The organism is Pseudoalteromonas sp. ABV4_021, assembly GCF_056159365.1.
The window spans coordinates 2478532-2498334 of record NZ_JBSWVB010000001.1; the positions used below are offsets into that span (position 1 = coordinate 2478532).

Below are 19803 nucleotides of genomic sequence, written 5' to 3' on the forward strand. Positions count from 1 at the left end.
AAAAATGGACAACCTTTAGCCTTGCACTAGACTGACTAGATTAACAATCCACTTTAAGGCCGCTAATGTCCGCAGTCTCAAAAGTAGTGTTACGTGTGTTGACGCTCTATAAACCCAAGATAAAAAGCAACCTTGCTTTTGATAACTCCTCCTTCACAGTTGAAAAAGCTGAAGCTGATAACTTCCCTATTGCTAGCTACTCCCACTTTCCTGTAATTATTACAGAGTCCGGAATTCCTTGGCCTCCAGCAAATCTTTATCTACTTAGTAAACTAGAGAATATCAATACCCCCAGCCCAAAAACCTTAGAGTCAATCGCAAACGATCTAGTAACGTTTAAACGGTTTCTTGATACTGAAGGAATTAGTCATGACTTTTTCCCCAAGCGAAGAATAAACAGACCCACTTACAGATTTAGAGCCTATTTGGTTGAAGAAATCAGAAATATGAACATAGCTACCAGTACAGCCAAACGAAAAATGAGTAGCATTATCGGCTTTTATCGTTGGCTACTAAAGCAACCAACATTTCAACCTGAGTATCCTCCTTGGAACGAGTCCGAAAGGTTTATTGCTTTCCATGACAACTTTGGCTTCTCTCAATCTAAATCAGTAATAAAAACAGATCTATCGCTTAGAGTGCAGGAGCAATATGCAACTGATGGCATTAATGACGGCGGAAAACTAAAACCTCTAACAAAATCGGAGCAACGAAGTCTAGCCATTGCTTTAAACGCGTGTGGAAATATTGAAATGACTCTCATCTTTCTAATTGCCCTGACTTCTGGAGCTAGAATTCAGAGCGTATGTACTATAAGGCGCGGAGACTTAAGCTTATCGAATACATATATGGGCCTCTGTATAGTACATGCAGGCAACTCCACATTAGTCGAAACTAAGTTTAACAAACGTATGACTATCTTTATCCCTCTATGGGTGATGGAAAAGCTGATTACTTATGCGCAATCTCCAAGAGCTATCAACCGTAAAGCTAACTCTCCGCATTATAAAGATGATGAACAATCCCAATATTTGTTTTTAACCAAAAGTGGAAAACCTTATTACATCTCTGAGAAGGACCCTCAAATAGCGTCATATAGATCCCCTCCACGGGGGGATGCTATCAGACAATTCATAAAAGCGACTTTATCTACAGAACTTCAAAAGATAGGACATGATTTTAAATTTAGATTTCATGATCTAAGAGCTACATTTGGACTTAACTTGATAGAGCAATTTACTGATAACTTAGAGCAAGGTGACATTTCTCGATTTGACTTACTAATGCTAGTTCGAGAGCGAATGGGTCACCAAAAGCTTGAAACAACCGAGGGCTACCTTAATTACCGCGTCAAAAATAAGCACCTAACCCAAGCGCAAAACAACTATGAAAACTTCCTTAGGGAACTAGCCGACAATGCCTAATGGTTTTAATAACCGAAAATTAACGGTAATCAACATCAAAGATCTGATCCAAGGGGCACTTTCGGACACTGTAAATATTTTTGATTACTCAACACTAGCTATTAAATTTGAAAGTCTAGCCAACCCCCTAGACATTGGAGCATGGTGTTATCAAAACCGCCAAAGAGAAAACTCTAACCGAAGACTCGTTCGCTTTGACAGTCTTCTGAGCCATAGAAAACTAAGAATAGAGAGCTTGCTTGATAAGATAATCATTGAGCTTAGCTCAGGAAAAAAAGAGCCCTCCCTAATTCAAGAGCTAAAAAATTTCGAACGCTTTATTGATTGGTGTGACAGCTCTGGAAACAGCCTTTTTTTTAGCGATGTAAAAAATGCAAATACTACTGTAGTTGCTTTTATTGAATATCAGAAAAGACTTCTTAGGACACATTCCAGAAGCATCTTGACCGCTGTTACTAATCAAAACTATGCAATTAAATGGCTTGCTTCCAGCCTAGGTGTAGATCAATCAATGCTCATTGAAGGCATTGTTCTACTTAAAAAGAACATGAGTTCGGTCAACTCAACAATCTCGCCACTGAATGAAGACGTGATGTATCAACTCAAGTGCTACGAACTAATCTTGAAACAAGTATCTTCTATTCTAATTAACCAAATGCCTATGCCTTACTTATTAGAACTTGCAAGTCACTCAATTTGGCTGATGCCGCAAAAAAAAATTTTCGCTACTGATGCAATGCTCAAATCAAGGCAAAACTGGCCAAAGAAATATTATGCATACGACTACACTAATGGACGGATTTCACAACCCGAAGAAATAGAGCACTTTTACGATGGAGCCAGGAAAAAATATTCTGCGCAAACCGCCGTCAAAAATGCAATAACTCTAAAGCATCAAGTAAATACGACCCCACGACATTACATTCGTATTTTCTTATTCAACTACGCTCAAGCAGCTTTTTACAATTTGTTTCTAGCAAATACTGGGATGAACTCAAAACAAGCTTTCAATATGACTTGGTCCGAAGAGTTCATAACAAAAAATACAAGCCAAGGCTTTAAGACCATAAAACACCGTGCTGGAGGCAAAACCCAGAATTTCGAAATAACCAGCACATTTCTCCCGACTTTCAAGCTTTTCTTGAAGCTGAGAAATTTCATTCTCGATGGAAGCTATTACCCCAAACTATTTGTATGTCACTTCAATGGAAAAATTACCCTCAAGGGAATGAATCGAGACTACCTAACTGATCTAACAAGAAAGCAATTAGGTCCTCTGCTAGGATGTAAACCGATTCCTCCCAGGGGTTGGAGAGCATACAAAGGTGTCAAAGCATTAGAACAAACTCAGGGAGATATAAAAACAACATCCGAACTACTCCAGAACACACCTACAACTCTCCTAAAAAGCTATGGAAATGTTTCAATTGGGATCGCCACACAAGAATTTCAAAAATTCTATGAAAGACTAGTCCATCGCGCAGAGCTTGTGGCTACACCAACACCGTCAGGGAATTGCACTGATTTAAACAACCCAGAAACTAGCCACTCTTCAATTAAGCCAGACTGTAAATCTTTTGAGCTCTGCTTATTCTGCGAGCATTATGCTTACCACGCCGATAAAGAAGATATTCATAAATTATTGAGTATGAAGTACGTAATCCTAGAGACAAAACAATTAGCTAGCTCTAAAGAGCATTTTGACGAACTGTTTTCAGAGGTGCTTTTTAGGGTTGATGAGCTAGTCAATGAAGCCATAAATAAGCAGTTGATAAGTAATGATGACTTAGATGAAATAAAAAAAATGATTAGCCGCGAAGACCTCTCTCCTTACTGGCAGAAAAAATTAGATCTTCTCTCATCAATTGGAGCAATTTAATGCCAACTTACCAATCCAGTATTTACGAAATAGGCGGTGAACCTGACAACTACAACCCTATGCTAAAAAGCATATCTGAATACCCTAGACCAACAAATGAATTTGTAATTAGTCGAGAGGAGGACGGGAAGGTTTTATCAAAATATGGTGATGATTGCTGGGACTTATCACCATACAAATTAACTCTCCTTGGAAACACTAGAATCCATTTTAAATCATGGAGTACTAAAGATAATGATACGTATGAAAAAAACGTAGAGTGTTACAAATGGTTGATATTCATAATCATCTACCTAGCGCCAAATCAGGGAAACAATAGTATAAAATCTGTGGCCACAGTGATTGCTTACTCCGTATTAATTAGGACGATACTGAAAACTATTGAGCATAAGGAATACTCACTCTTTGATTTCATTCAAAGCGAAAGCCTTATGAAAAATGAACTTTCCTCCTTTCCAGCGAAAGCTCTGAGAATTTTTCCTTGCTTATTAAGTTGCTTGATTACTCTAGGGGAAAAACGAACTGGACTTAAACCTATAGATAAAGAGTTTGTACTTTTTCTTGCACACCATACACCTAAGAACTACGAGGAAATAGTTCAGACAGCAGTTATTCCCTCAAGGCTATATTCTAGAGTTATCACGGTATTAAATAGTAAACTTGAACTTATATTAGAACATAAAGATAACCTGCTTAACTTTATTGATACTGTCCAACGCGATCGCCTGCTAGGGAGATCAGAAACAACACAGTATGAATACTTTGAAGCAAATAACTGCGGGAAACCCAGAAATTACCGTCCGACTTTTAACAAAGCAGTTGGCGAATTCCAATTAGCTGTGCTCTTTAATCATTTCAATGTGAAGTCGATGGCACAGCTCTCCAGCTTCATAAAATTAATCCAAAATATTGTTAGAATTCAAGTCCATTTATATTCAGGGATGAGAAGGAGCGAGGTCATATCTTTGAAATATGACTGTCTAAAAGAGGATACATATGATGGTAAAAAATTTTACTTTCTTGAAGGAATAACCACAAAGCTATCAAGGTCCGCTAAAAAATCTAGGTGGATCATTGCACCAGAAGCCATCAATGGAATAAATCTTTGTAAGCGGATCACAGCTTCAGTCGCAGAGGCCTGCAATATAAATAACCCGAATTCACTCTACCTATTCACAAACGTCAGCCATATTGGCCGTACTTTCTTTTCTATCGATACTGATTCTGTCAGCTCATTTCAATCAAGCCAGGAACTTGCGAAGCTATTGCTGCTTTTTGAGGGAGATTTAGTAATTCAAGAAGAAGACTTAGCCGAGCTGAATATGTTATGTCCAACGAGAAATTGGTCCATAGAAGAGAAATATAAATTAGGAAAAACTTGGCCTCTGGCTACACACCAGTTCAGGCGTAGCTTAGCTTTTTACATAGCCCAATCTGGATTGGTCTCTCTACCTTCGTTAAAACAACAGCTAAAACATTTAACTAACCAGATGACGCTGTTTTATGCGAAAGGCTCCGGCGCACAACTGAGTTTCTTTATGCAAGACAACAAGGAGCATTTCATAGCGGAAATCAACAGTGTAAAACCCGTTGCTGATGCATTAATTTTTATAAAGGACATATTAGGCTCTACAGAGAGATTAGAGGGAACGTCAGGGAGATATATTGAAAAGTACTACAAAGGAGAAAATATAAAAAATCCCTATATTGTTAAACGTGAAGAAATAATAAAAAAGTTTAAACAGGGGCTAATAGCTTACACCCCTACTCCTTTAGGAGCATGCCTTTCAACAACTCAATGTAACAAAAGAGCTTTGCGAGCAGTTTCTGCTTGTGTAGATTGTGATAAAGCGGTCATTAAACCTAGTAAGCTTGAAAACACAATAACCCACTTTGAGTCTTTTGTTAAAACCCTTCAACCATCTTCAATTGAATACAAGTTTGAGCATGAACAGTTACTCGATCTTAAAAGAATGCAAAACTATATTAGGAGAAGGCAATGAGCGCTATTCTAGACTATTTCGAGGCACTAGAACGTCTAAAATCTGGTACGCCTATAAATGTTCCAAAAGGCACCAAGATCACGAATGATGCAGTAGCAATCGAAGCAGGGCGAAAAAAAGGAAGCATTAAAAGATCTAGACCTATCTTTAAAGCCCTGATTTCCGAAATTGATCGAGCGAAAGAATCAAAGCCTTCAGCAATTCTCGAACTTGAAGCAAAGCTATCGAAAGAAAAACAAAAAGTGCTCGAATACCGAGAGAAATATGAAGCAGTTCTTGCTGAAAATCTGATGCTTTTGAAGACTTTACATAAATAGGCCTTAACTTGAACTGTCAAATTTGAATAGTAGAATTCGATCAAATCTGACAGTCACATATGTGCCAACAACTGTCATTCGTAACGCCCCATTCAGGGGCTGATAATAGCTTGCTAAAATGTGAAGCGAAGCGGAACCGAGCAAGCTGTTAGCAGTCCCGCTACTGTAATGGCTTGTTAGAGTTCATTTACTCTGGTAATGGAGCAAATAGACTTGCACCTTTGAACCATTTTTTTTCTGCACTTTTATCTGTGAGTGCAATATACAAGGCTTGACCTAATTCATGAGGATCAGCCGATAACTTTTTATTTGCATATGCTGCCATTACTCCGTGCATTTTAGCAGCACTTTTCATAGCAACACCTTTGTGTTCTGGCACTTCAGCAAAAGGGTCTTTGCAAACTTCAGCATCAAGAGAGTTAAACTTTCTACACATAGCTGGTCTGAACTCGTAAATAGTACATTTGCCGTCAGCTAACATGGGACATGGAATTTGATGTTCTATTTGTGATAAACCTTCGGCCTTAGCAGAATACGCATTAAGATCTTCAATTAGCCTTGATAATTTTTCGCTAGGTAGAGTGCTTTTTAATTTTTTAGCAATGTAGAATATTTCAGGAGCTAGAGCTTCAACTCTTAGAGTGCAACAATAACTACAACCATTTTCACATCCAAAGCGAACACCAAAGCTTTTCGCTTCTTTTACAGTATCATCAATCTTTGAATGAAGATCTGAGGTAAGGTTTATTGCGTAAATACTATTATTGTTACTTCTTAATTTATTTTTATATTCTTTCTGCGTTGTAACAACTAATTTTTGTATTATCGACTGTTCCTGTGGATTTAACACCCAAACTCTCCTTGAACTTTAACAATTTAATAGTGCGCAAATTGCTGATTTGCAATCGCGCACTTTTCTGAATGCTTTAGTTTTAACAAAGTTGATAACTAGTTGCCAGTATTATTAAAAATACATCTGGTTAATTTTTTGAGAAAGATAAAAGTGCGCAATTTGCGCATTCTCTTGAATATGGGGGAAAGGTCTAGATTCAGAGGCTGAAAAGTAAGGGGTTAAAAAATCTAAACGTCCGTTACTCGCTCATTACTGTCGGATACATAATTAAATTCAGAGGGTTACTTCCGTTTTGTGCCAACAACTGTCATTCGTAACGCCCCAAGCAACGACAATGTTATGAATCCGACTGACTTGGTTTGTTAGGTGAACATTGATTAACTTTTGCTAAACCCAAATCAATATGTGCCACGATATAACCGTACTCTTTTTTAGAAAGCTCATCTGATTTGTACATTTTTTTAGCTAGTTCGTGATTCCATTTGGCTCCACATGGCGGGCTGAGAATTGATGTATCAATATCTAAAAGGTGTATTTCTTCAATCGTACCACCTTTTTTCACAACATTTTTTGCACACAAGCTAAGTGAGTATTCTACCGCATACTTATCTATCCACGGGAGACCTGTAAACTCAACATCACAAGCTAGCTTCTTGTCACCATTTTTATCTAAGTAAAACAGTTGTCCTGTTGTACACCCTGCTAAAACCAGCGCAATAGCTAATATAGAAAAATTAAAAATATTCAAAGAGTTACCTTTTTACCTGGCGCCCAATTAAAGGGTGAACAACGCCACCACCCAACCTAACGCATGGTACCGTAAACACTAAATTTGAAGTAGAAGCAAAAGTACCAAGCGTTGTGAATCCCTCTTAAATTGTTTGTTAGGCAATCTGTACGTAATTTTTATCGCTAATGTAGCCACATTCTTGACACTCAACCCAATCGATATCGTATGCACCCGAGGGAGTTGTCGTTTCATAACCAATATGATTTGCATCTTTTCCGCACTCTGGGCACGGTTCTTTTACCCACGGCCCCCCCGGAAAAGGATGATCTGGTCTTCTTGGGTTCCCAACAACTTTAGCTAGCTTGGCAACTATGAGTTCTAATGGCATTGAACTATTCAAAGCCACTTTATCAGAGAGAGCTAAAGAAAAATCAGCAACCTCAGCATGAGAAATTTTGTGCCAAATAGGCAAAATTACTTTATCTTCACTGGAAATAGCTTTGCTAACAAAGCTATTTAATTCATATTCAGCCCATTTTTTCTCTATGAACTTCTCGCTCAAAATAACCAACCCAAACCGCGAGTTTTTTAAACCTTTGTCAATAGACTGGCGAAGCGAATCCCCTACATCCAGTGATAACTCGTCGTACCAAACTTTGAAACCTTTTTCTATTAACGCAATAGCTAAAGGTCTGACAAAATCATCTTTGTCTTCTGATGCATGAGAAATGAAAATATCGTACTTCATGTGAAATCCTTCTTATTTGCCTAACGCTTTGCTCACCGGTAAATTGCGAGCGCAGTGAGTAATTTATCCGAGTGCAGCAACTTGTTATACCTATCTAGTGCTCAACCTTAGCAATCCACTGGGTGTGCTCTCTTGAAAAGGCATTTTCCGCGTCTCTAACGAATTCAGAGAATAATTCGTCAGTATCTGGCTCAGTGATTTTGCTCTCGATTATTCCAATTTCGTGCGCTGTGAGCGCATATGCTGTACCAATTTCTTGAAACCGTTTTAATTGCATCCATGCTGTTACGGAACCAGCAGCGACCACAAAAACTTCTGTAGGCCATATTTTCCATTCAGGGAATGCAATTCTTGATAGAACTAAGCCAACGGCAATTACCTGAAGCATAACCAGTAATACGAAAAAAAAGGTGCTTCTTTTTTTATTGTATTTTGACTTTTCTGCATACCAGGTTCTTTGTTCTCTAATTCTACTTGCCAGGTAAAGCTGCCGTCTTTCTTCAATTGGCTTCGCCCTTGTATCGCGCATAAATTGAGTAATTTGATCTCGAGCACAGTCATCTCCCCCAAGCAAATCACCAATTTGATTATTTGAAGATAATATCCCCTCAAGCAAACGCCGAAAAACATTATTGACTTCGCCGACAGATGTTGCATCTAAAAAAGGTTCTGCTCGCATCATGTATCGCCAAGTTGATGTTTTCACCGACTCAGCTACCGCTCGAGCGCTGTACCATGACTTTTCGTACCGTTTTGCAGCTATTAGCACTGATATTCCAAGAGCTGCTAGAAATACACCCGCGTTTACTAACGAGTACAGCGCAGTTGGTACAGGATTTACTGCAAGCGCAGCCCCCGTAATGAGAGTAACAATATGCCATTGGAATGAGCGTAGATAAGCCGATTGTGCTTTAGCTGAGGCAGAATCTGCTGCTCTATATAAACCGGGATAATCCTGATGTTCCAAAGAAAGCCTCCTACATTGTAGCTAAAGCTTGCAGATTGGCCTCGCTCCATGGGTATACCTTTATGCCATTTTGGGACAAACAGCTAGGTATTTTTCCTTGGACACCGTTAAGTCTTATTGCATAAACAGGCTTACCTCTATCCAATGTCATTTGAACCTCATGTGGTACCCAATAGCTTTTCCAGGTATCAGCACCGACAAAAACAATAGTTCTCGATGTGCCAGTTGTACTTTTGGATATAGCTTGCTTAATTACACTCTCATTTTCTGTTTGCCACCTTTTTAATAAGTCTTTAACACGAAAATTGAGAGATGAATATCGAGTATTTACCGCACGCCCCTTAATTGTAAGAACAACTCCACGATCTTCTTCCTTGTAACTAAAAAAAACAACGTTTGGCATCTGTTTTTATCTCCTTACTTTGAGAGAGCCATTAGCCTCTGTGATTGGTATAACAGCTTATTAATGCGCATTTCGATTTAAGAAAGTTATCCACAACCTAATATTTGCACGCCAATAAATTATTTATTTAATATTTTCAGTAGATTACCAGTAGTTTTTTGCCCTATCAATGTAAAATTGGATTTAGATAAACGAGCCATTACTTAATCGTGCCATTAGAGGACCGTTATGTGATTTTAATTTTCAATTTTTAGCATTAAGTATCAATCAGTTGTTTTTTTACATCTACATAATTGAGCCAAATATGATTTTACATAACGTGCCATGTTCATGAACAAAAGTGGATCTTCGTAATGCAATGTGTGTAATGACGTTAGTTTTATCAATGACCGCTGTTCGCTCAGGCTGTGTGAAAACAGTTTTGCTTTTCTGCGTTGTAAGAAATCTTCGAAGAAGATTTCTATCGCGATATTTTTTCTTAGAAGCATTATTTTCTGTGCGCGAGCGAAGTTATTGATTCTATAACTCCCTGATTGCTTTATTTAAGCCTTGAACACCCATAATCGATATCATTCGCTTCATATTATAAGCCAAAACATGAAGATTCATTTCGGTACTCACATTTTTGAATCGACGAGTTAAGAAGTGTGTTGCTCCCATCCACATTTTGATTGTACCAAAAGGATGTTCAACTGTTTGCTTGCGAATAACGGGCGTGTCTGGTGCATCGTCAAGCCGAGCCAACATTGCTTCAACTTCCGTTTCATGAACCCAGCGTCTCATTTTTCTTGGTTCTTTTTTAGATGTAGTACATTTCTCTCTAACGTCACATTCCCTGCATTTTAATATGCTGTAGTAGAAGTCTTGTTCCAACCCATCATCCCAACCTCTGCGGCTTTTAGGAAGCTCTTGGTTTGCATGGCAAACATATAAATCTCTATCACTGTCATACTTAAATTGTGAACGAGTAAACAGTCCTTTTTTAGCATTACCTGATGTATCCGTTTTAGGCACCAGTGGATTGGCTCCTAAATCGAGGGTAGCCTTAACATCTTTACGGCTGTAATAACCTTTGTCGGCCAGAACGGTAATATCAGTTCGGTTTAAAGCCTGTTGAGTTAATTTTGTTACTCTCGCTAATTCACCTCGCTAATTCACCTCGCTAATTCACCTCGCTCATTTGTGTTGGTAACATCGTGATAAACAATCAAGTGATGCTTGGTGTCTACCGCACTTTGAATGTTGTAACAGACTTGGCGCTCCATGTTTCTAGTTTTGAGCAGTCTTGCATCTGGGTCGGTTAGTGATATCTATTTATCTGGGTGAGCTTCTACGACCTGTTTGATTTCTTGTAGCTCACCTAAGCGCTTTTTTAGCCAAGCTAGCTTATCTTTCATTACTTGTACTTTTTTCTCTGGTACTTCTTCAGTATCAACTTCATCCAACTGCTTGAGGTATTTTTCGATACTGGCTTCAACTCGGTCAATATGGTCTTTAGCTTTTTGAGGCGTAAAGTTGTTTGGCTTGCTGTTAACGGCTTTAAACTTACTGCCATCAATTGCCACTTTACCTTCACTGAACATACCCATTTCTCGGCATATGGCAACGAAGTGACTACAGGCTTGTTTAATACCTTCAGCATTGTCACGTCTGAAATCAGCTATGGTTTTGAAGTCAGGCTTTAAGCGTTCCAATAGCCAGATGAGTTCTATATTTCTATTGGCTTCCGTTTCTAATCGTCTAGAAGACTGGATGCGATTGAGGTAACCGTATATGTATAGCTTTAAAATGGTGGCAGGATGATAACCAGGACGGCCTGTGCGTTTAGCAATAACTCGATTAAACCCCATTTGCTCCAAATTGAGTTCATCTACAAATACATCAATAACACGAACTGGGTTATCTTCAGCAATGAAGTCATCCAGAACTTCAGGAAATAGCGTGGCTTGAGTACGGCTTTGTCTCTTTATATGGTTAGACATAATCAGCTAATCTCCAACATTAACTTGCTGATTATTATATCAATTAACGTGACTATTAATTAGACTGTTTGATCATAAACAGCAGGTGTTTAGACCAAAAGGTGAACAGAGTTTTCACACAGCCTGCGCTCATAACTGCCTGTCAGATAAAGCCTAAACCTATTTGCGCATACTGTCAGATCAGATATGAGCTACTACACCTTAAACTTCTCTAGTAGATCAAATAAAAAATAGAATTCGAACTGGATACCTCTTTTGACCGTAAAGGATCTGACCTTATATTCATCTCAACAAAAGTTACCTAGGGAAAAAACCCCAGCGTCCTTCATCATTACCTGTGAATTGAGTTATTTGCTCACCAGTTTTGTATGCCTCAGGCATGGACTTTTTATTTTCAATAATGATGATTTGCTTAGATTTCCATTTAGATAAAGAATCAAAAAACTTTAAATTCACATCTGTTCCAGACAAATCATCTTCATTGTCATCTGGCTTTTCGTATGCAAGAAGCGGAGAGTCCAATAATACAAACCCGAAATGAGGGAGCTGCGTATTATCCTCGAGAAACTTCATTAATCCCAAGGAAGCAGCTGCATGTGTAAGTGCTCTGAAGCCTTTACCATTACTGCTCCTATGTTTGCCATTTATAACAAAATCTTTCGTTTCTTTGTCAAAATGAACATCGCTAGACATAGGGAAATCCCAGCTATTCAACAAATATTTTACTGAGTTTGATAGATTATATAAGGCACTTGTTGGAAGCGAGTTTTCCGCTTTTGAATCCGAAGGAGTGTACAATTTCTCAGTTTCATTTGTTAAATCATCTATCTTGGTCTGTAGGGTATGCTTTTGTTCCCACAGTCTCAAACCATTATTAACCTCAATTTTCTTTTCGACCAGCTCATTGTAATTGAATTTCCTAGCTCTAATTTCTTGGCTAATATTAACAAATCTGGCATCTATACTATCCAACTCCTCGATATTACGCGTTCGCTTCTCCCTAAGCGCAATATGCTCAGCCCTCAACCCCTCAATGGCAGGTGTGAGTCCTGATTTTAAAGATATCAATTTACTTTGTTCCGATACGGCAGCTTTAATTATAGGTTCAACGTTCTCATCACACCCCTCATGTAAATGGATATCGGCTTGAGTACTGCCACAGAGCGGGCATTTACTTTTCGGTAGAGCTGCAAAAAGAGTCCCCACTTCACTTATATTTTCGAGCCGAGCAATGTCACTACTGTACTTATTTTCTAGAAGTTCGAAGCGTTTTAACATTACCGAGACTTCGTTTAAGCGCTCATCATTTTTGTAGTTTTGATCCTGTATAGAATGTTTAGATTCCTTGAGAGTTTCAAATTGCTTCTCCAAATTTTCAATTTCATCACTTGAGAAATCGATTGTTGTATTTAATTTTTTGCTTTGTTCTACCAATTCGCTATATGTCGACACAGACGAAAACTTTGCTTCGATTTCACTCGTAGTCTCTTTAATGAGTTCATTCAATATTTCAACTTTTGCACTTTTAGATAATACTTTTTTTTCTGTTTCTTCTGGAAGCAAAGAGCTATCATCCACACCTGTTAAAAAGAACTTTAATCTAGATGCTTCCTCAGTGATCTTCGTAAAGCCATTGTGAAAGTATGGTGATCCCTTTTTCTGAATTTCAGTTTCATCAACCAATGCTAAAGCAATTGAATTCCTTAAAGTAAGACTAACGACTTGATTTTTTGCGTTTTTCCTTAGTTTTTTAGCTCCTATTTTTAATTCACTAAATAGAAACTCACTAATTGTTCGGTGCTTTTTTGTTGCCTTTTTAAGTCGAAGTATTTCTGGGCTACTTTCATTAGGTTTTTCATCATGAAGGCCTGAGTAACACTCTATAACATCCCCCAGAAGACTCCTCACAAGAGTGAAATCTCTCCCATCAGATATATTCAATCCTAATAAGACCCTGTCATAGCCTTCATGCTCTGCTTTCTCATCTAATGAGCGTTCGCGTCCAAACATAAAATCAATCGCGTCCACTATTGATGACTTTCCGGTGTTGGATGGACCATAAATTATATTTAGTCCCGCTCCGAAGCTAACTTTTGCTTTATCTTTATGGGGACCAGAAAATACTAAAAACCTTAATTCCACTTTAAAACTCCCTTTTATTTAAAGGCCACTCAACAAACTGAAACTGTTTTGACCAATTCTCGAGTGAAAAATTAAAAGCATCCTCTAGGGCTTGGTCGCACCCATATTTTTCTACTACCCACCTCGCGCGATAGGTCAACTCTCTAATATATTCATTTGTTAGTGACTCAATAAAAACACAAGCAAGCTCTGTAGCTTCATAAAAAAAACCATCATCCAAGCTCAGTTTTGAAACTAGGTTTTTATATTCCATCAATAGTAAGCCCTTCTCCACTAAGCTCCTCCGAATGACAAGTTCTCCCGCTTGGTTTGGAGTATCTGGGTGCAGACTAACAGGCCCCCCTTTAAGCCCCCCGGAATGAACAACCAAATAATCGAAGGCGGTTAATTGCTGAAGATCAAATCTAGTTGAGGGTTCAACTGTCAGAATCGACAAAGAGCGTACCCCTGTTTCTAAAGGGCTATTGAATACAAAGTCAGGTGAAATACTATTCATTTTTTAACCCATTTCATTTTCTGGTCATTTACTAACTGATGGCAAATACCGTATCTGTCAGTTACTCTCACTACTTCAAATAATCCGTTCGATTCAATAGGTACAAGCTTCGATTCCCTAAGAGTTTCTTTAACTCGCTTATAACTATCGTCCCAATCATCCTGCGCTATATCTATCACACCATGATATATATCTTTTTGAAGTGCAGTAAATGTCCCTGGCAGTACAGTGTCCCTCGCAAAAGCTCTTAACGATTCAGCTGAATAAAAAGCCTCACGTTGGCGGTTAAAATGCTCAAGCAAAGCTTCCTCTATGTTCACATCAAATTTTTCTGGAGGAATTTTCAGATAATCCGAATACGCTTCAAAGAGCTGTGTAATATATTTAGACTCTGCTTCAGCGTACTTTTCAGGAGGTGAATCAACCTGAGGCCTATTTTTCATTCCTCCTCCAAACCGAGTGATGAAATAAGGAGTGGCTCTATGCTCTTCAATCACTTGTTCTACAGGTTTATATTTAAAGATACTAAAATCGAAATTATTCACAAAAAGTAAGAAGTCACCTTCCAAAGAGATTTCTTTCTTCGTGGTTATAGATGTAGCACAGGAACTATCCCAATCATTTTTTAGCTTTTCTTTGAGCAAAGAAGAGTCGAGAAGTAATTTTTTAAGTGATGGACCGCAGTCTTTTGGGGCAAAAAAATAATAATTTTCAGGGCAACTAATTTTTTTAGAATATATGTGCCATAGTATCTTTCCTATTTCAGGGATCGCAGTACTCGGTGCTAAAGGCTCACCTTTGTAATACTTACACTGAAAGTTATCCCAAGGGCCTTCAAACCCTTTATCCGATTTAAAGCAGGCGACATCTATACCAAAGTCGTTCGCTCCACCCATTTTAGTTACAAGATGATATTTATCTTTTTGAAACAACCCCCACTCTGCCACAAACACTTCCCAGTCATCCGCAGAAATAAGTAATAAATGCTGTCTAGGAGGGATCAATTTTCCGCTTCTTGCCTGAGCCGAAGAGGTGAAACCTCCAGAGTCTTCATTATCAGGAGGGCTCAACTCAAGTCCCTTTAAACTGGGGCGTGCCATTTAACTTTTCCTTTTGTTAACCATTTTGTGAGATTAAATTTTTCTGCAATTATTCTAAAAACTTTAAGAGTTAAGTGACCCCCCGCTAAGAGTAATAACTATCGATCGCCCACCTGTATTTTCTCGATGCTCACCAAGATAAACTCCCTGCCATACTCCTATATTCAAACGGCCCTTTGTAACAGGTATGTTCACACTACAGCCAAGAATACTGCTCTTCAAATGAGCAGGAAGATCATCACTCCCCTCGTACGTATGCTTATAGTAAGGCTCGCCCTCTGGTACACTGCGCAAAAAATAGTTTTCGAAATCTTCTCTTACGGTTGGATCTGCATTTTCATTAATAGTTAAAGAAGCGGAAGTATGCTGCAAGAAGATATTACACATACCTACTTCAAATGAGGCAAGCTCTGGCAGTTGATCAATAATCTCACCAGTAATTAGATGGAACCCTCTACTTCTCGGCTTTAGTTTAACTTCTTTTTGAACCCACATATTGAATACCTGTAATTGAATTATTCCAAAGATTTGTCACTGCTATTAAGTTCTTCCAAAAGCTCTCTCTTCTGGATCTCAGTTAAAGCATGAAAACTCAGTACTAACTTTGCCATGTCATCCGACTCACAAAAAAAGTAATTAAGTGGAACATCTAGGGCATCTGCTAGGCGTTTTAATGTCGAGATATCGGGGAAGTGCCGTCCTTTTTCGTAATGGTTCATACGACCACTCGCTGAACTTGGCTCCATACCGATTCTAATTCCCAACTCTTTTTGAGATATTCCGGTTTTGGTTCGAGCTTCCTTAAGACGATATGAGAATGGATTGGAAAAAGACAATAGCTAATCATAAAGAGAAATATACATACTTAGATTTTCTAAGTTTAATCTTAGCATGTATACTTAGGAATCCTAAGTTCAATTTGTATCGACAATTAATTATGGGTAAAAGTTATCCTCTAGACTTCAAAAAAGAACTCATTAGTCAGATTTCAAAAAAAGGTAAGCCTATAGCAGAAGTTGCTAGGAGAAATAATATATCTGCTAGCACTCTTCACAGATGGCTTAAAGATGAGGATCAGCAAAAAGCTAAAAGGAAAGAAAAGTTTATTCTCAATAGGTTAGAGAAGGACATGGCGAGACTCTCGCAAGAGAGAAATGTTTTACTCCAAGCTATGACTATAATTGCTAAAGAGCAAAACAAAACTTAGCACTCTGTGGCCTATATTTAATACTAATCTAAAGCACTCTTCTCACTAGCGCCGTCTGGCAAAGTGGAAACCTCTTCAGGTATAAACAAAAGCTCTTTTAGCATTTTATACATATGAAAAATTACATACCACATTAGCAGTGCTGACACCCCTATTAATACGTTGATATCTAGCTCTCCAAACTTAGTAAAGTATTCAACGCCAAAAACCTGTTGAATATATGCCCCTTCTAGTAAAGAACATGCTGTAGAAGTGATTGCTACATAAGTTCCAACTGTAAGAAACACATCAAGGGGCTTGAACCCACTTTTAAATATTAAAGGGGAGTTTTCATCGCGTTCATTAACCTTTAAAGAATGTAAAAGTACCACTACAGCAACAGATATAACTAGAAACACCTCTAAAAGCCCACCTTCTAAAATAACTCTAAGGTTACTTTTTAAAGCATCTTGAAAAAAATAAGCTAACGTAGCTAATACACCCACAAAAATTAATGCCATCAGGGAGTTGAAATCGATTCTTTTCATTTTCAACTCCTATTAAAAGCGGCTATTTGAGCCAATTCTTTTTTTTCTGTTTCATTGCCAAACAGAGCACCTAAAGCACCACCGATTAATACCCCAGGCATACCACCTACTAAACCCATAGCTCCACCAATAACAGCGGACGCAGCTATCGCTTCCGAAGACTTTTCAGCGGTAACTTGGCTAACATGGTAACTGTTCCCATCAATTACAAACACTTGCCCTCCCAGCTTTGCTGCAAGCTCCTGTCTAGAAACAGCGCTGGTATTTAAGTGTCTTTTTATGCCGTTATGATCCTTTACAAACAACCTCATATTAATCCCTATTAGCTTTTGCTAAGTTACTAGCGCTTTTGGTAAGTTTGATAAGTTTTGAGAGCAAATAGCCAAGCAACAAACCCTATCAATATAGGTATTGCATAGAACACCCAACTAAAATGTTCAAAAATCAAAGTTGCAGCTGCTGAGTCTTGAGTTCTAACTTCACTGAGCCAAATGAAAGAGCGTATTGAAACAAGGATTAGGATAGCTGTCACAACAGCACCAACTTGCCAAATAAAACCCGTCATATCGAATAGAGCATCAAATAGCTCTTCAATACTAGATTTTCTCTTAGCCATATTTTTTAAGTCCTTTTATATTCATAAAATACTAACTGATGGAATCGACAACTGTGCCTCAAAATTAAATGTATTGTTAGCAATTTTTTTACTATAAATTTTCTCAAAATTAGATTCAGCTCGAACATATATTGGAAGTCCTTGCTCATCAAAGTCTTCTGTAGTCTCAATACCATCGAAATAGTTCGGACTATATATTCCAAGCTCTCCCTTCCACATAGCCTTCAAGTAATGCAGCCACTCTGGTACATCTGAATCCATAATATTTATTCGAGATTTTGAATTTAAATACGTTGAAATAGCTTTCTTAGGGATCCAGCCTTCCAAGTAGTCAGAGAAAAATATCTTTTCTCCATAATTCTTTCTCTTAGCAAGCCAAGTGATATTAGCTTCAAAGAAATTTGAGTCCTTTAAATATAAATCTGACGCTCCACAGCAAGCCTTACCATCAGAATGAACTAATAGATCATTATCAGCAAACCCAAATGTTAACCCATATTGCCTTGCTTCCCGCGACATCTTAGCCAAATGACTCCCTCTATAACTGAGAGGTAAGTTATACTCTCTACCGAATTTTTTAGCCCCATGTTCCTTATAAAACTGAATAGGGTTACCCCCTAGAACATTCTTTAGTTCACGTGAGAATTTAACATTTGCGTCAAGAGGAACTTTAAGATACTCAGCAGAAATATGCTTCACACCCGAACTTACCGCTATATCTAAAAGTTGTTCAAAACAATACTCGAACCCTGGAATGATAGGTTGGAAGCGGAATGATGTAGATATACCTCTTTCTGCCAGAACTTTTGCTGCAGCTGATATTTTATCAACTGAAGGACACCCTTTATCGACAAGTTTTCTATTTTTATTATCTATTACCGTAATAGAAAAACGAACATAACAATTTGAGTTAGAAACTAACTCTAAATACCTTGGCTCCGCCACTAAGTTACTTTTCGTACTAATAATGTAAGGGTAATTATATTCTTTTAGAATTTCTAAGTAGCTCAAGGTGACCGATAATTTATTTTCCATTCGCATGAAGGGATCAGACATCCCTCCCAACTGAAAAGGGACATTCTTCGAAATCAATTCATCTAATGCCGATGATACTTTGCCCTCTTTCACTCTCTTTAAACGTTTAGCTAAGCTTTCAGGGGCACTAACTTTAAATTCTTGAGAACGACCAAATCCCTGTCGGGTGGATGCATAGCAATATCCACAACCATATTGGCATTTATTAAAAGGATCAAGCCGCAAGGGAGTTGCACAAAACCCTACTTGGCTAGTCAGGCCAGCATAATATTTGTAGTTACCCATTAATTAAAAAAGCTACCAATCCAATGCATTACGAAAACCCCACCCTTTATAATATGTTGCAGCAAAGATACTAAAAATAAAATTAGAGATATTAACAGTAAGACTTGTATTGTGTTTCTTGCCCAGATCCTAGTGGCTGAATAACTTCCGAAAACTTCCCAAAACACACTCCTTTCAACATCTTCTGCATGCGAGTTAATAGGCATTCCAAATTTGTATATTTTATTTTGATAGAGAATTCTAATTGTAGTTTGTTGCGCTTCGACTTTTGTGTCTGTATGACTAAGAACATTTTCATCACTGTCAACAACTTCATTCAAATAACTTTTATCATATAACCTTTTAATAAGCTTATCCCTTTGGTCCTGCTTCTCCCCTATAAATTCAAGTAAATCATAAACCTGTGTAGTTAGCCATCGAGGATCATGGTTATGAGCAGCATAATCTGAATATTTGTTATAACGATGAATAAAATTAGGACAACGAACCTTGTATATAAGTAAAGCTAAAACAAAGAAAAAAGATGATAGCCACAGAAGCTGCCAATTAAAGGGTAGCGTAAGTTGAACAGGGTAGATTTGGTGTCCAATTTGAATATTCAATGGATCAGGTAATTGAGCAATAATTCCTGCAATTATTGGAACAATTGAAAACCACATCACTAAGTAACGAAAAATTTCTAATTGGAAAAACTGCTTATATTCTTCCCAACGCTTATTGAACAAGAGCTCATTACATTTTTTCCACATCATTCAGTCTCATTAATAATTATTTGTGACTTCATTGTTTATTAACTGTCCATTTTTAAAAGCTCAAATGGCTTTATGCTGACTATACTAACTATACCAAAAAACAATCAATTAGATAGTCCACTAATATCAAACTACTGTGTACTGATGATATGCCAGCGCACATTAAGGCAAGCACTCTGGGTTCGAGTATCTCAATTCCCATTGCTAATGGTCAGCTTAATATGGGCACGTGGCAAGGTATTTATCTCGGTGAACACAGAGATTACGGAGGTGCTCGCACCTTAGTCGCTACAATACAGGGAGAGGTATTCTAAACCTCGCACTTAGCTGCAAAATA

At 38.0% G+C, this 19803-nt stretch carries 20 protein-coding genes and 2 pseudogenes; 6 read left to right on the forward strand and 16 right to left on the reverse strand.

The genetic code is table 11. The features are described 5' to 3' along the window. The first annotated feature begins 65 nt into the window (after positions 1 to 65). Genes ACXAFE_RS11495 through ACXAFE_RS11510 form a run of 4 tightly spaced genes read left to right on the forward strand, consistent with a single transcriptional unit; the run spans position 66 to position 5623 of the window. Positions 66 to 1424: a tyrosine-type recombinase/integrase gene (locus ACXAFE_RS11495; protein WP_475152596.1), complete on the forward strand. Its 1359-nt coding sequence runs from the start codon at positions 66 to 68 to the stop codon at positions 1422 to 1424. Then, a complete protein-coding gene (locus ACXAFE_RS11500) occupies positions 1417 to 3303 on the forward strand; it encodes a hypothetical protein (protein WP_475152602.1) in 1887 nt (628 codons plus the stop codon). The genes ACXAFE_RS11495 and ACXAFE_RS11500 overlap by 8 nt, the downstream gene beginning before the upstream one ends. Further along, positions 3303 to 5306: a site-specific integrase gene (locus ACXAFE_RS11505; RefSeq protein ID WP_475152609.1), complete on the forward strand. Its 2004-nt coding sequence runs from the start codon at positions 3303 to 3305 to the stop codon at positions 5304 to 5306. The genes ACXAFE_RS11500 and ACXAFE_RS11505 overlap by 1 nt, the downstream gene beginning before the upstream one ends. Further along, positions 5303 to 5623, forward strand: a complete 321-nt coding sequence (locus tag ACXAFE_RS11510) for a hypothetical protein (protein ID WP_475152612.1) — start codon at positions 5303 to 5305, stop codon at positions 5621 to 5623. The genes ACXAFE_RS11505 and ACXAFE_RS11510 overlap by 4 nt, the downstream gene beginning before the upstream one ends. Before the next feature lie 187 nt (positions 5624 to 5810). Here ACXAFE_RS11510 and ACXAFE_RS11515 read toward each other — a convergent pair whose 3' ends face one another. The 11 genes and pseudogenes from ACXAFE_RS11515 to ACXAFE_RS11565 all read right to left on the reverse strand — a co-directional run bounded on the left by ACXAFE_RS11515 (position 5811) and on the right by ACXAFE_RS11565 (position 15880). After that, positions 5811 to 6473 carry a YkgJ family cysteine cluster protein gene (locus tag ACXAFE_RS11515; protein ID WP_475152615.1) on the reverse strand — a complete coding sequence of 221 codons (663 nt, stop codon included), beginning with the start codon at positions 6471 to 6473 and terminating at the stop codon, positions 5811 to 5813. Between the two features lie 340 nt (positions 6474 to 6813). Continuing rightward, positions 6814 to 7224: a hypothetical protein gene (locus ACXAFE_RS11520; RefSeq protein WP_475152618.1), complete on the reverse strand. Its 411-nt coding sequence runs from the start codon at positions 7222 to 7224 to the stop codon at positions 6814 to 6816. A gap of 136 nt (positions 7225 to 7360) precedes the next feature. After that, a complete protein-coding gene (locus ACXAFE_RS11525) occupies positions 7361 to 7954 on the reverse strand; it encodes a TIR domain-containing protein (RefSeq protein ID WP_475152620.1) in 594 nt (197 codons plus the stop codon). Between the two features lie 94 nt (positions 7955 to 8048). Next, complete coding sequence (locus tag ACXAFE_RS11530; RefSeq protein ID WP_475152623.1) at positions 8049 to 8921, reverse strand: DUF4231 domain-containing protein; 873 nt, start codon at positions 8919 to 8921, stop codon at positions 8049 to 8051. 10 nt (positions 8922 to 8931) lie between these two features. Next, positions 8932 to 9324, reverse strand: a complete 393-nt coding sequence (locus tag ACXAFE_RS11535) for a TIR domain-containing protein (RefSeq protein WP_475152627.1) — start codon at positions 9322 to 9324, stop codon at positions 8932 to 8934. 519 nt (positions 9325 to 9843) lie between these two features. Further along, a pseudogene (locus ACXAFE_RS11540) lies at positions 9844 to 11306 on the reverse strand (IS1182 family transposase). Between the two features lie 297 nt (positions 11307 to 11603). Next, positions 11604 to 13448 (reverse strand): AAA family ATPase, encoded by a 1845-nt coding sequence (locus ACXAFE_RS11545; RefSeq protein ID WP_475152629.1) that lies wholly within the window; start codon positions 13446 to 13448, stop codon positions 11604 to 11606. A gap of 1 nt (position 13449) precedes the next feature. Then, the gene (locus ACXAFE_RS11550) at positions 13450 to 13944 is read right to left on the reverse strand and encodes an ABC-three component system middle component 2 (protein WP_475152632.1); all 495 of its coding nucleotides are present in this window, start codon (positions 13942 to 13944) and stop codon (positions 13450 to 13452) included. After that, positions 13941 to 15044 carry an ABC-three component system protein gene (locus ACXAFE_RS11555; protein ID WP_475152636.1) on the reverse strand — a complete coding sequence of 368 codons (1104 nt, stop codon included), beginning with the start codon at positions 15042 to 15044 and terminating at the stop codon, positions 13941 to 13943. The genes ACXAFE_RS11550 and ACXAFE_RS11555 overlap by 4 nt, the downstream gene beginning before the upstream one ends. Before the next feature lie 63 nt (positions 15045 to 15107). Next, complete coding sequence (locus ACXAFE_RS11560; RefSeq protein ID WP_475152641.1) at positions 15108 to 15539, reverse strand: secondary thiamine-phosphate synthase enzyme YjbQ; 432 nt, start codon at positions 15537 to 15539, stop codon at positions 15108 to 15110. A 20-nt stretch (positions 15540 to 15559) separates the two neighbouring features. After that, positions 15560 to 15880 carry a helix-turn-helix domain-containing protein gene (locus tag ACXAFE_RS11565; protein ID WP_475152646.1) on the reverse strand — a complete coding sequence of 107 codons (321 nt, stop codon included), beginning with the start codon at positions 15878 to 15880 and terminating at the stop codon, positions 15560 to 15562. Here ACXAFE_RS11565 and ACXAFE_RS11570 point away from each other — a divergent pair. Further along, positions 15862 to 16251 carry a transposase gene (locus ACXAFE_RS11570; protein ID WP_475152648.1) on the forward strand — a complete coding sequence of 130 codons (390 nt, stop codon included), beginning with the start codon at positions 15862 to 15864 and terminating at the stop codon, positions 16249 to 16251. The genes ACXAFE_RS11565 and ACXAFE_RS11570 overlap by 19 nt on opposite strands. Positions 16252 to 16274: 23 nt before the next feature. Here ACXAFE_RS11570 and ACXAFE_RS11575 read toward each other — a convergent pair whose 3' ends face one another. Genes ACXAFE_RS11575 through ACXAFE_RS11595 form a run of 5 tightly spaced genes read right to left on the reverse strand, consistent with a single transcriptional unit; the run spans position 16275 to position 19466 of the window. Next, positions 16275 to 16778 (reverse strand): hypothetical protein, encoded by a 504-nt coding sequence (locus ACXAFE_RS11575; protein ID WP_475152651.1) that lies wholly within the window; start codon positions 16776 to 16778, stop codon positions 16275 to 16277. 2 nt (positions 16779 to 16780) lie between these two features. Next, a complete protein-coding gene (locus ACXAFE_RS11580; protein ID WP_475152652.1) occupies positions 16781 to 17089 on the reverse strand; it encodes a hypothetical protein in 309 nt (102 codons plus the stop codon). Positions 17090 to 17118: 29 nt separating this feature from the next. Next, positions 17119 to 17394, reverse strand: a complete 276-nt coding sequence (locus ACXAFE_RS11585; RefSeq protein WP_475152655.1) for a hypothetical protein — start codon at positions 17392 to 17394, stop codon at positions 17119 to 17121. 21 nt (positions 17395 to 17415) lie between these two features. After that, positions 17416 to 18714, reverse strand: a complete 1299-nt coding sequence (locus ACXAFE_RS11590; RefSeq protein WP_475152660.1) for an SPL family radical SAM protein — start codon at positions 18712 to 18714, stop codon at positions 17416 to 17418. After that, positions 18714 to 19466 carry a hypothetical protein gene (locus ACXAFE_RS11595; protein ID WP_475152664.1) on the reverse strand — a complete coding sequence of 251 codons (753 nt, stop codon included), beginning with the start codon at positions 19464 to 19466 and terminating at the stop codon, positions 18714 to 18716. Before ACXAFE_RS11595 ends, ACXAFE_RS11590 begins: the two co-directional genes overlap by 1 nt. Before the next feature lie 143 nt (positions 19467 to 19609). Here ACXAFE_RS11595 and ACXAFE_RS11600 point away from each other — a divergent pair. Next, positions 19610 to 19780, forward strand: a pseudogene (locus tag ACXAFE_RS11600) (YjbQ family protein); the annotation flags it as partial. Positions 19781 to 19803 lie beyond the last annotated feature (23 nt).

What these genes read in the sequence shown, in the direction of transcription:
- ACXAFE_RS11495 (WP_475152596.1), top strand. Translation starts at nt 66, where the DNA reads ATGTCCGCAGTCTCAAAAGTAGTGTTACGTGTGTTGACGCTCTATAAA.
- ACXAFE_RS11500 (WP_475152602.1), top strand. Translation starts at nt 1,417, where the DNA reads ATGCCTAATGGTTTTAATAACCGAAAATTAACGGTAATCAACATCAAA.
- ACXAFE_RS11505 (WP_475152609.1), top strand. Translation starts at nt 3,303, where the DNA reads ATGCCAACTTACCAATCCAGTATTTACGAAATAGGCGGTGAACCTGAC.
- ACXAFE_RS11510 (WP_475152612.1), top strand. Translation starts at nt 5,303, where the DNA reads ATGAGCGCTATTCTAGACTATTTCGAGGCACTAGAACGTCTAAAATCT.
- ACXAFE_RS11525 (WP_475152620.1), bottom strand. Translation starts at nt 7,954, where the DNA reads ATGAAGTACGATATTTTCATTTCTCATGCATCAGAAGACAAAGATGAT.
- ACXAFE_RS11535 (WP_475152627.1), bottom strand. Translation starts at nt 9,324, where the DNA reads ATGCCAAACGTTGTTTTTTTTAGTTACAAGGAAGAAGATCGTGGAGTT.
- ACXAFE_RS11550 (WP_475152632.1), bottom strand. Translation starts at nt 13,944, where the DNA reads ATGAATAGTATTTCACCTGACTTTGTATTCAATAGCCCTTTAGAAACA.
- ACXAFE_RS11555 (WP_475152636.1), bottom strand. Translation starts at nt 15,044, where the DNA reads ATGGCACGCCCCAGTTTAAAGGGACTTGAGTTGAGCCCTCCTGATAAT.
- ACXAFE_RS11560 (WP_475152641.1), bottom strand. Translation starts at nt 15,539, where the DNA reads ATGTGGGTTCAAAAAGAAGTTAAACTAAAGCCGAGAAGTAGAGGGTTC.
- ACXAFE_RS11570 (WP_475152648.1), top strand. Translation starts at nt 15,862, where the DNA reads ATGGATTGGAAAAAGACAATAGCTAATCATAAAGAGAAATATACATAC.
- ACXAFE_RS11575 (WP_475152651.1), bottom strand. Translation starts at nt 16,778, where the DNA reads ATGAAAAGAATCGATTTCAACTCCCTGATGGCATTAATTTTTGTGGGT.
- ACXAFE_RS11580 (WP_475152652.1), bottom strand. Translation starts at nt 17,089, where the DNA reads ATGAGGTTGTTTGTAAAGGATCATAACGGCATAAAAAGACACTTAAAT.
- ACXAFE_RS11585 (WP_475152655.1), bottom strand. Translation starts at nt 17,394, where the DNA reads ATGGCTAAGAGAAAATCTAGTATTGAAGAGCTATTTGATGCTCTATTC.
- ACXAFE_RS11590 (WP_475152660.1), bottom strand. Translation starts at nt 18,714, where the DNA reads ATGGGTAACTACAAATATTATGCTGGCCTGACTAGCCAAGTAGGGTTT.
- ACXAFE_RS11595 (WP_475152664.1), bottom strand. Translation starts at nt 19,466, where the DNA reads ATGATGTGGAAAAAATGTAATGAGCTCTTGTTCAATAAGCGTTGGGAA.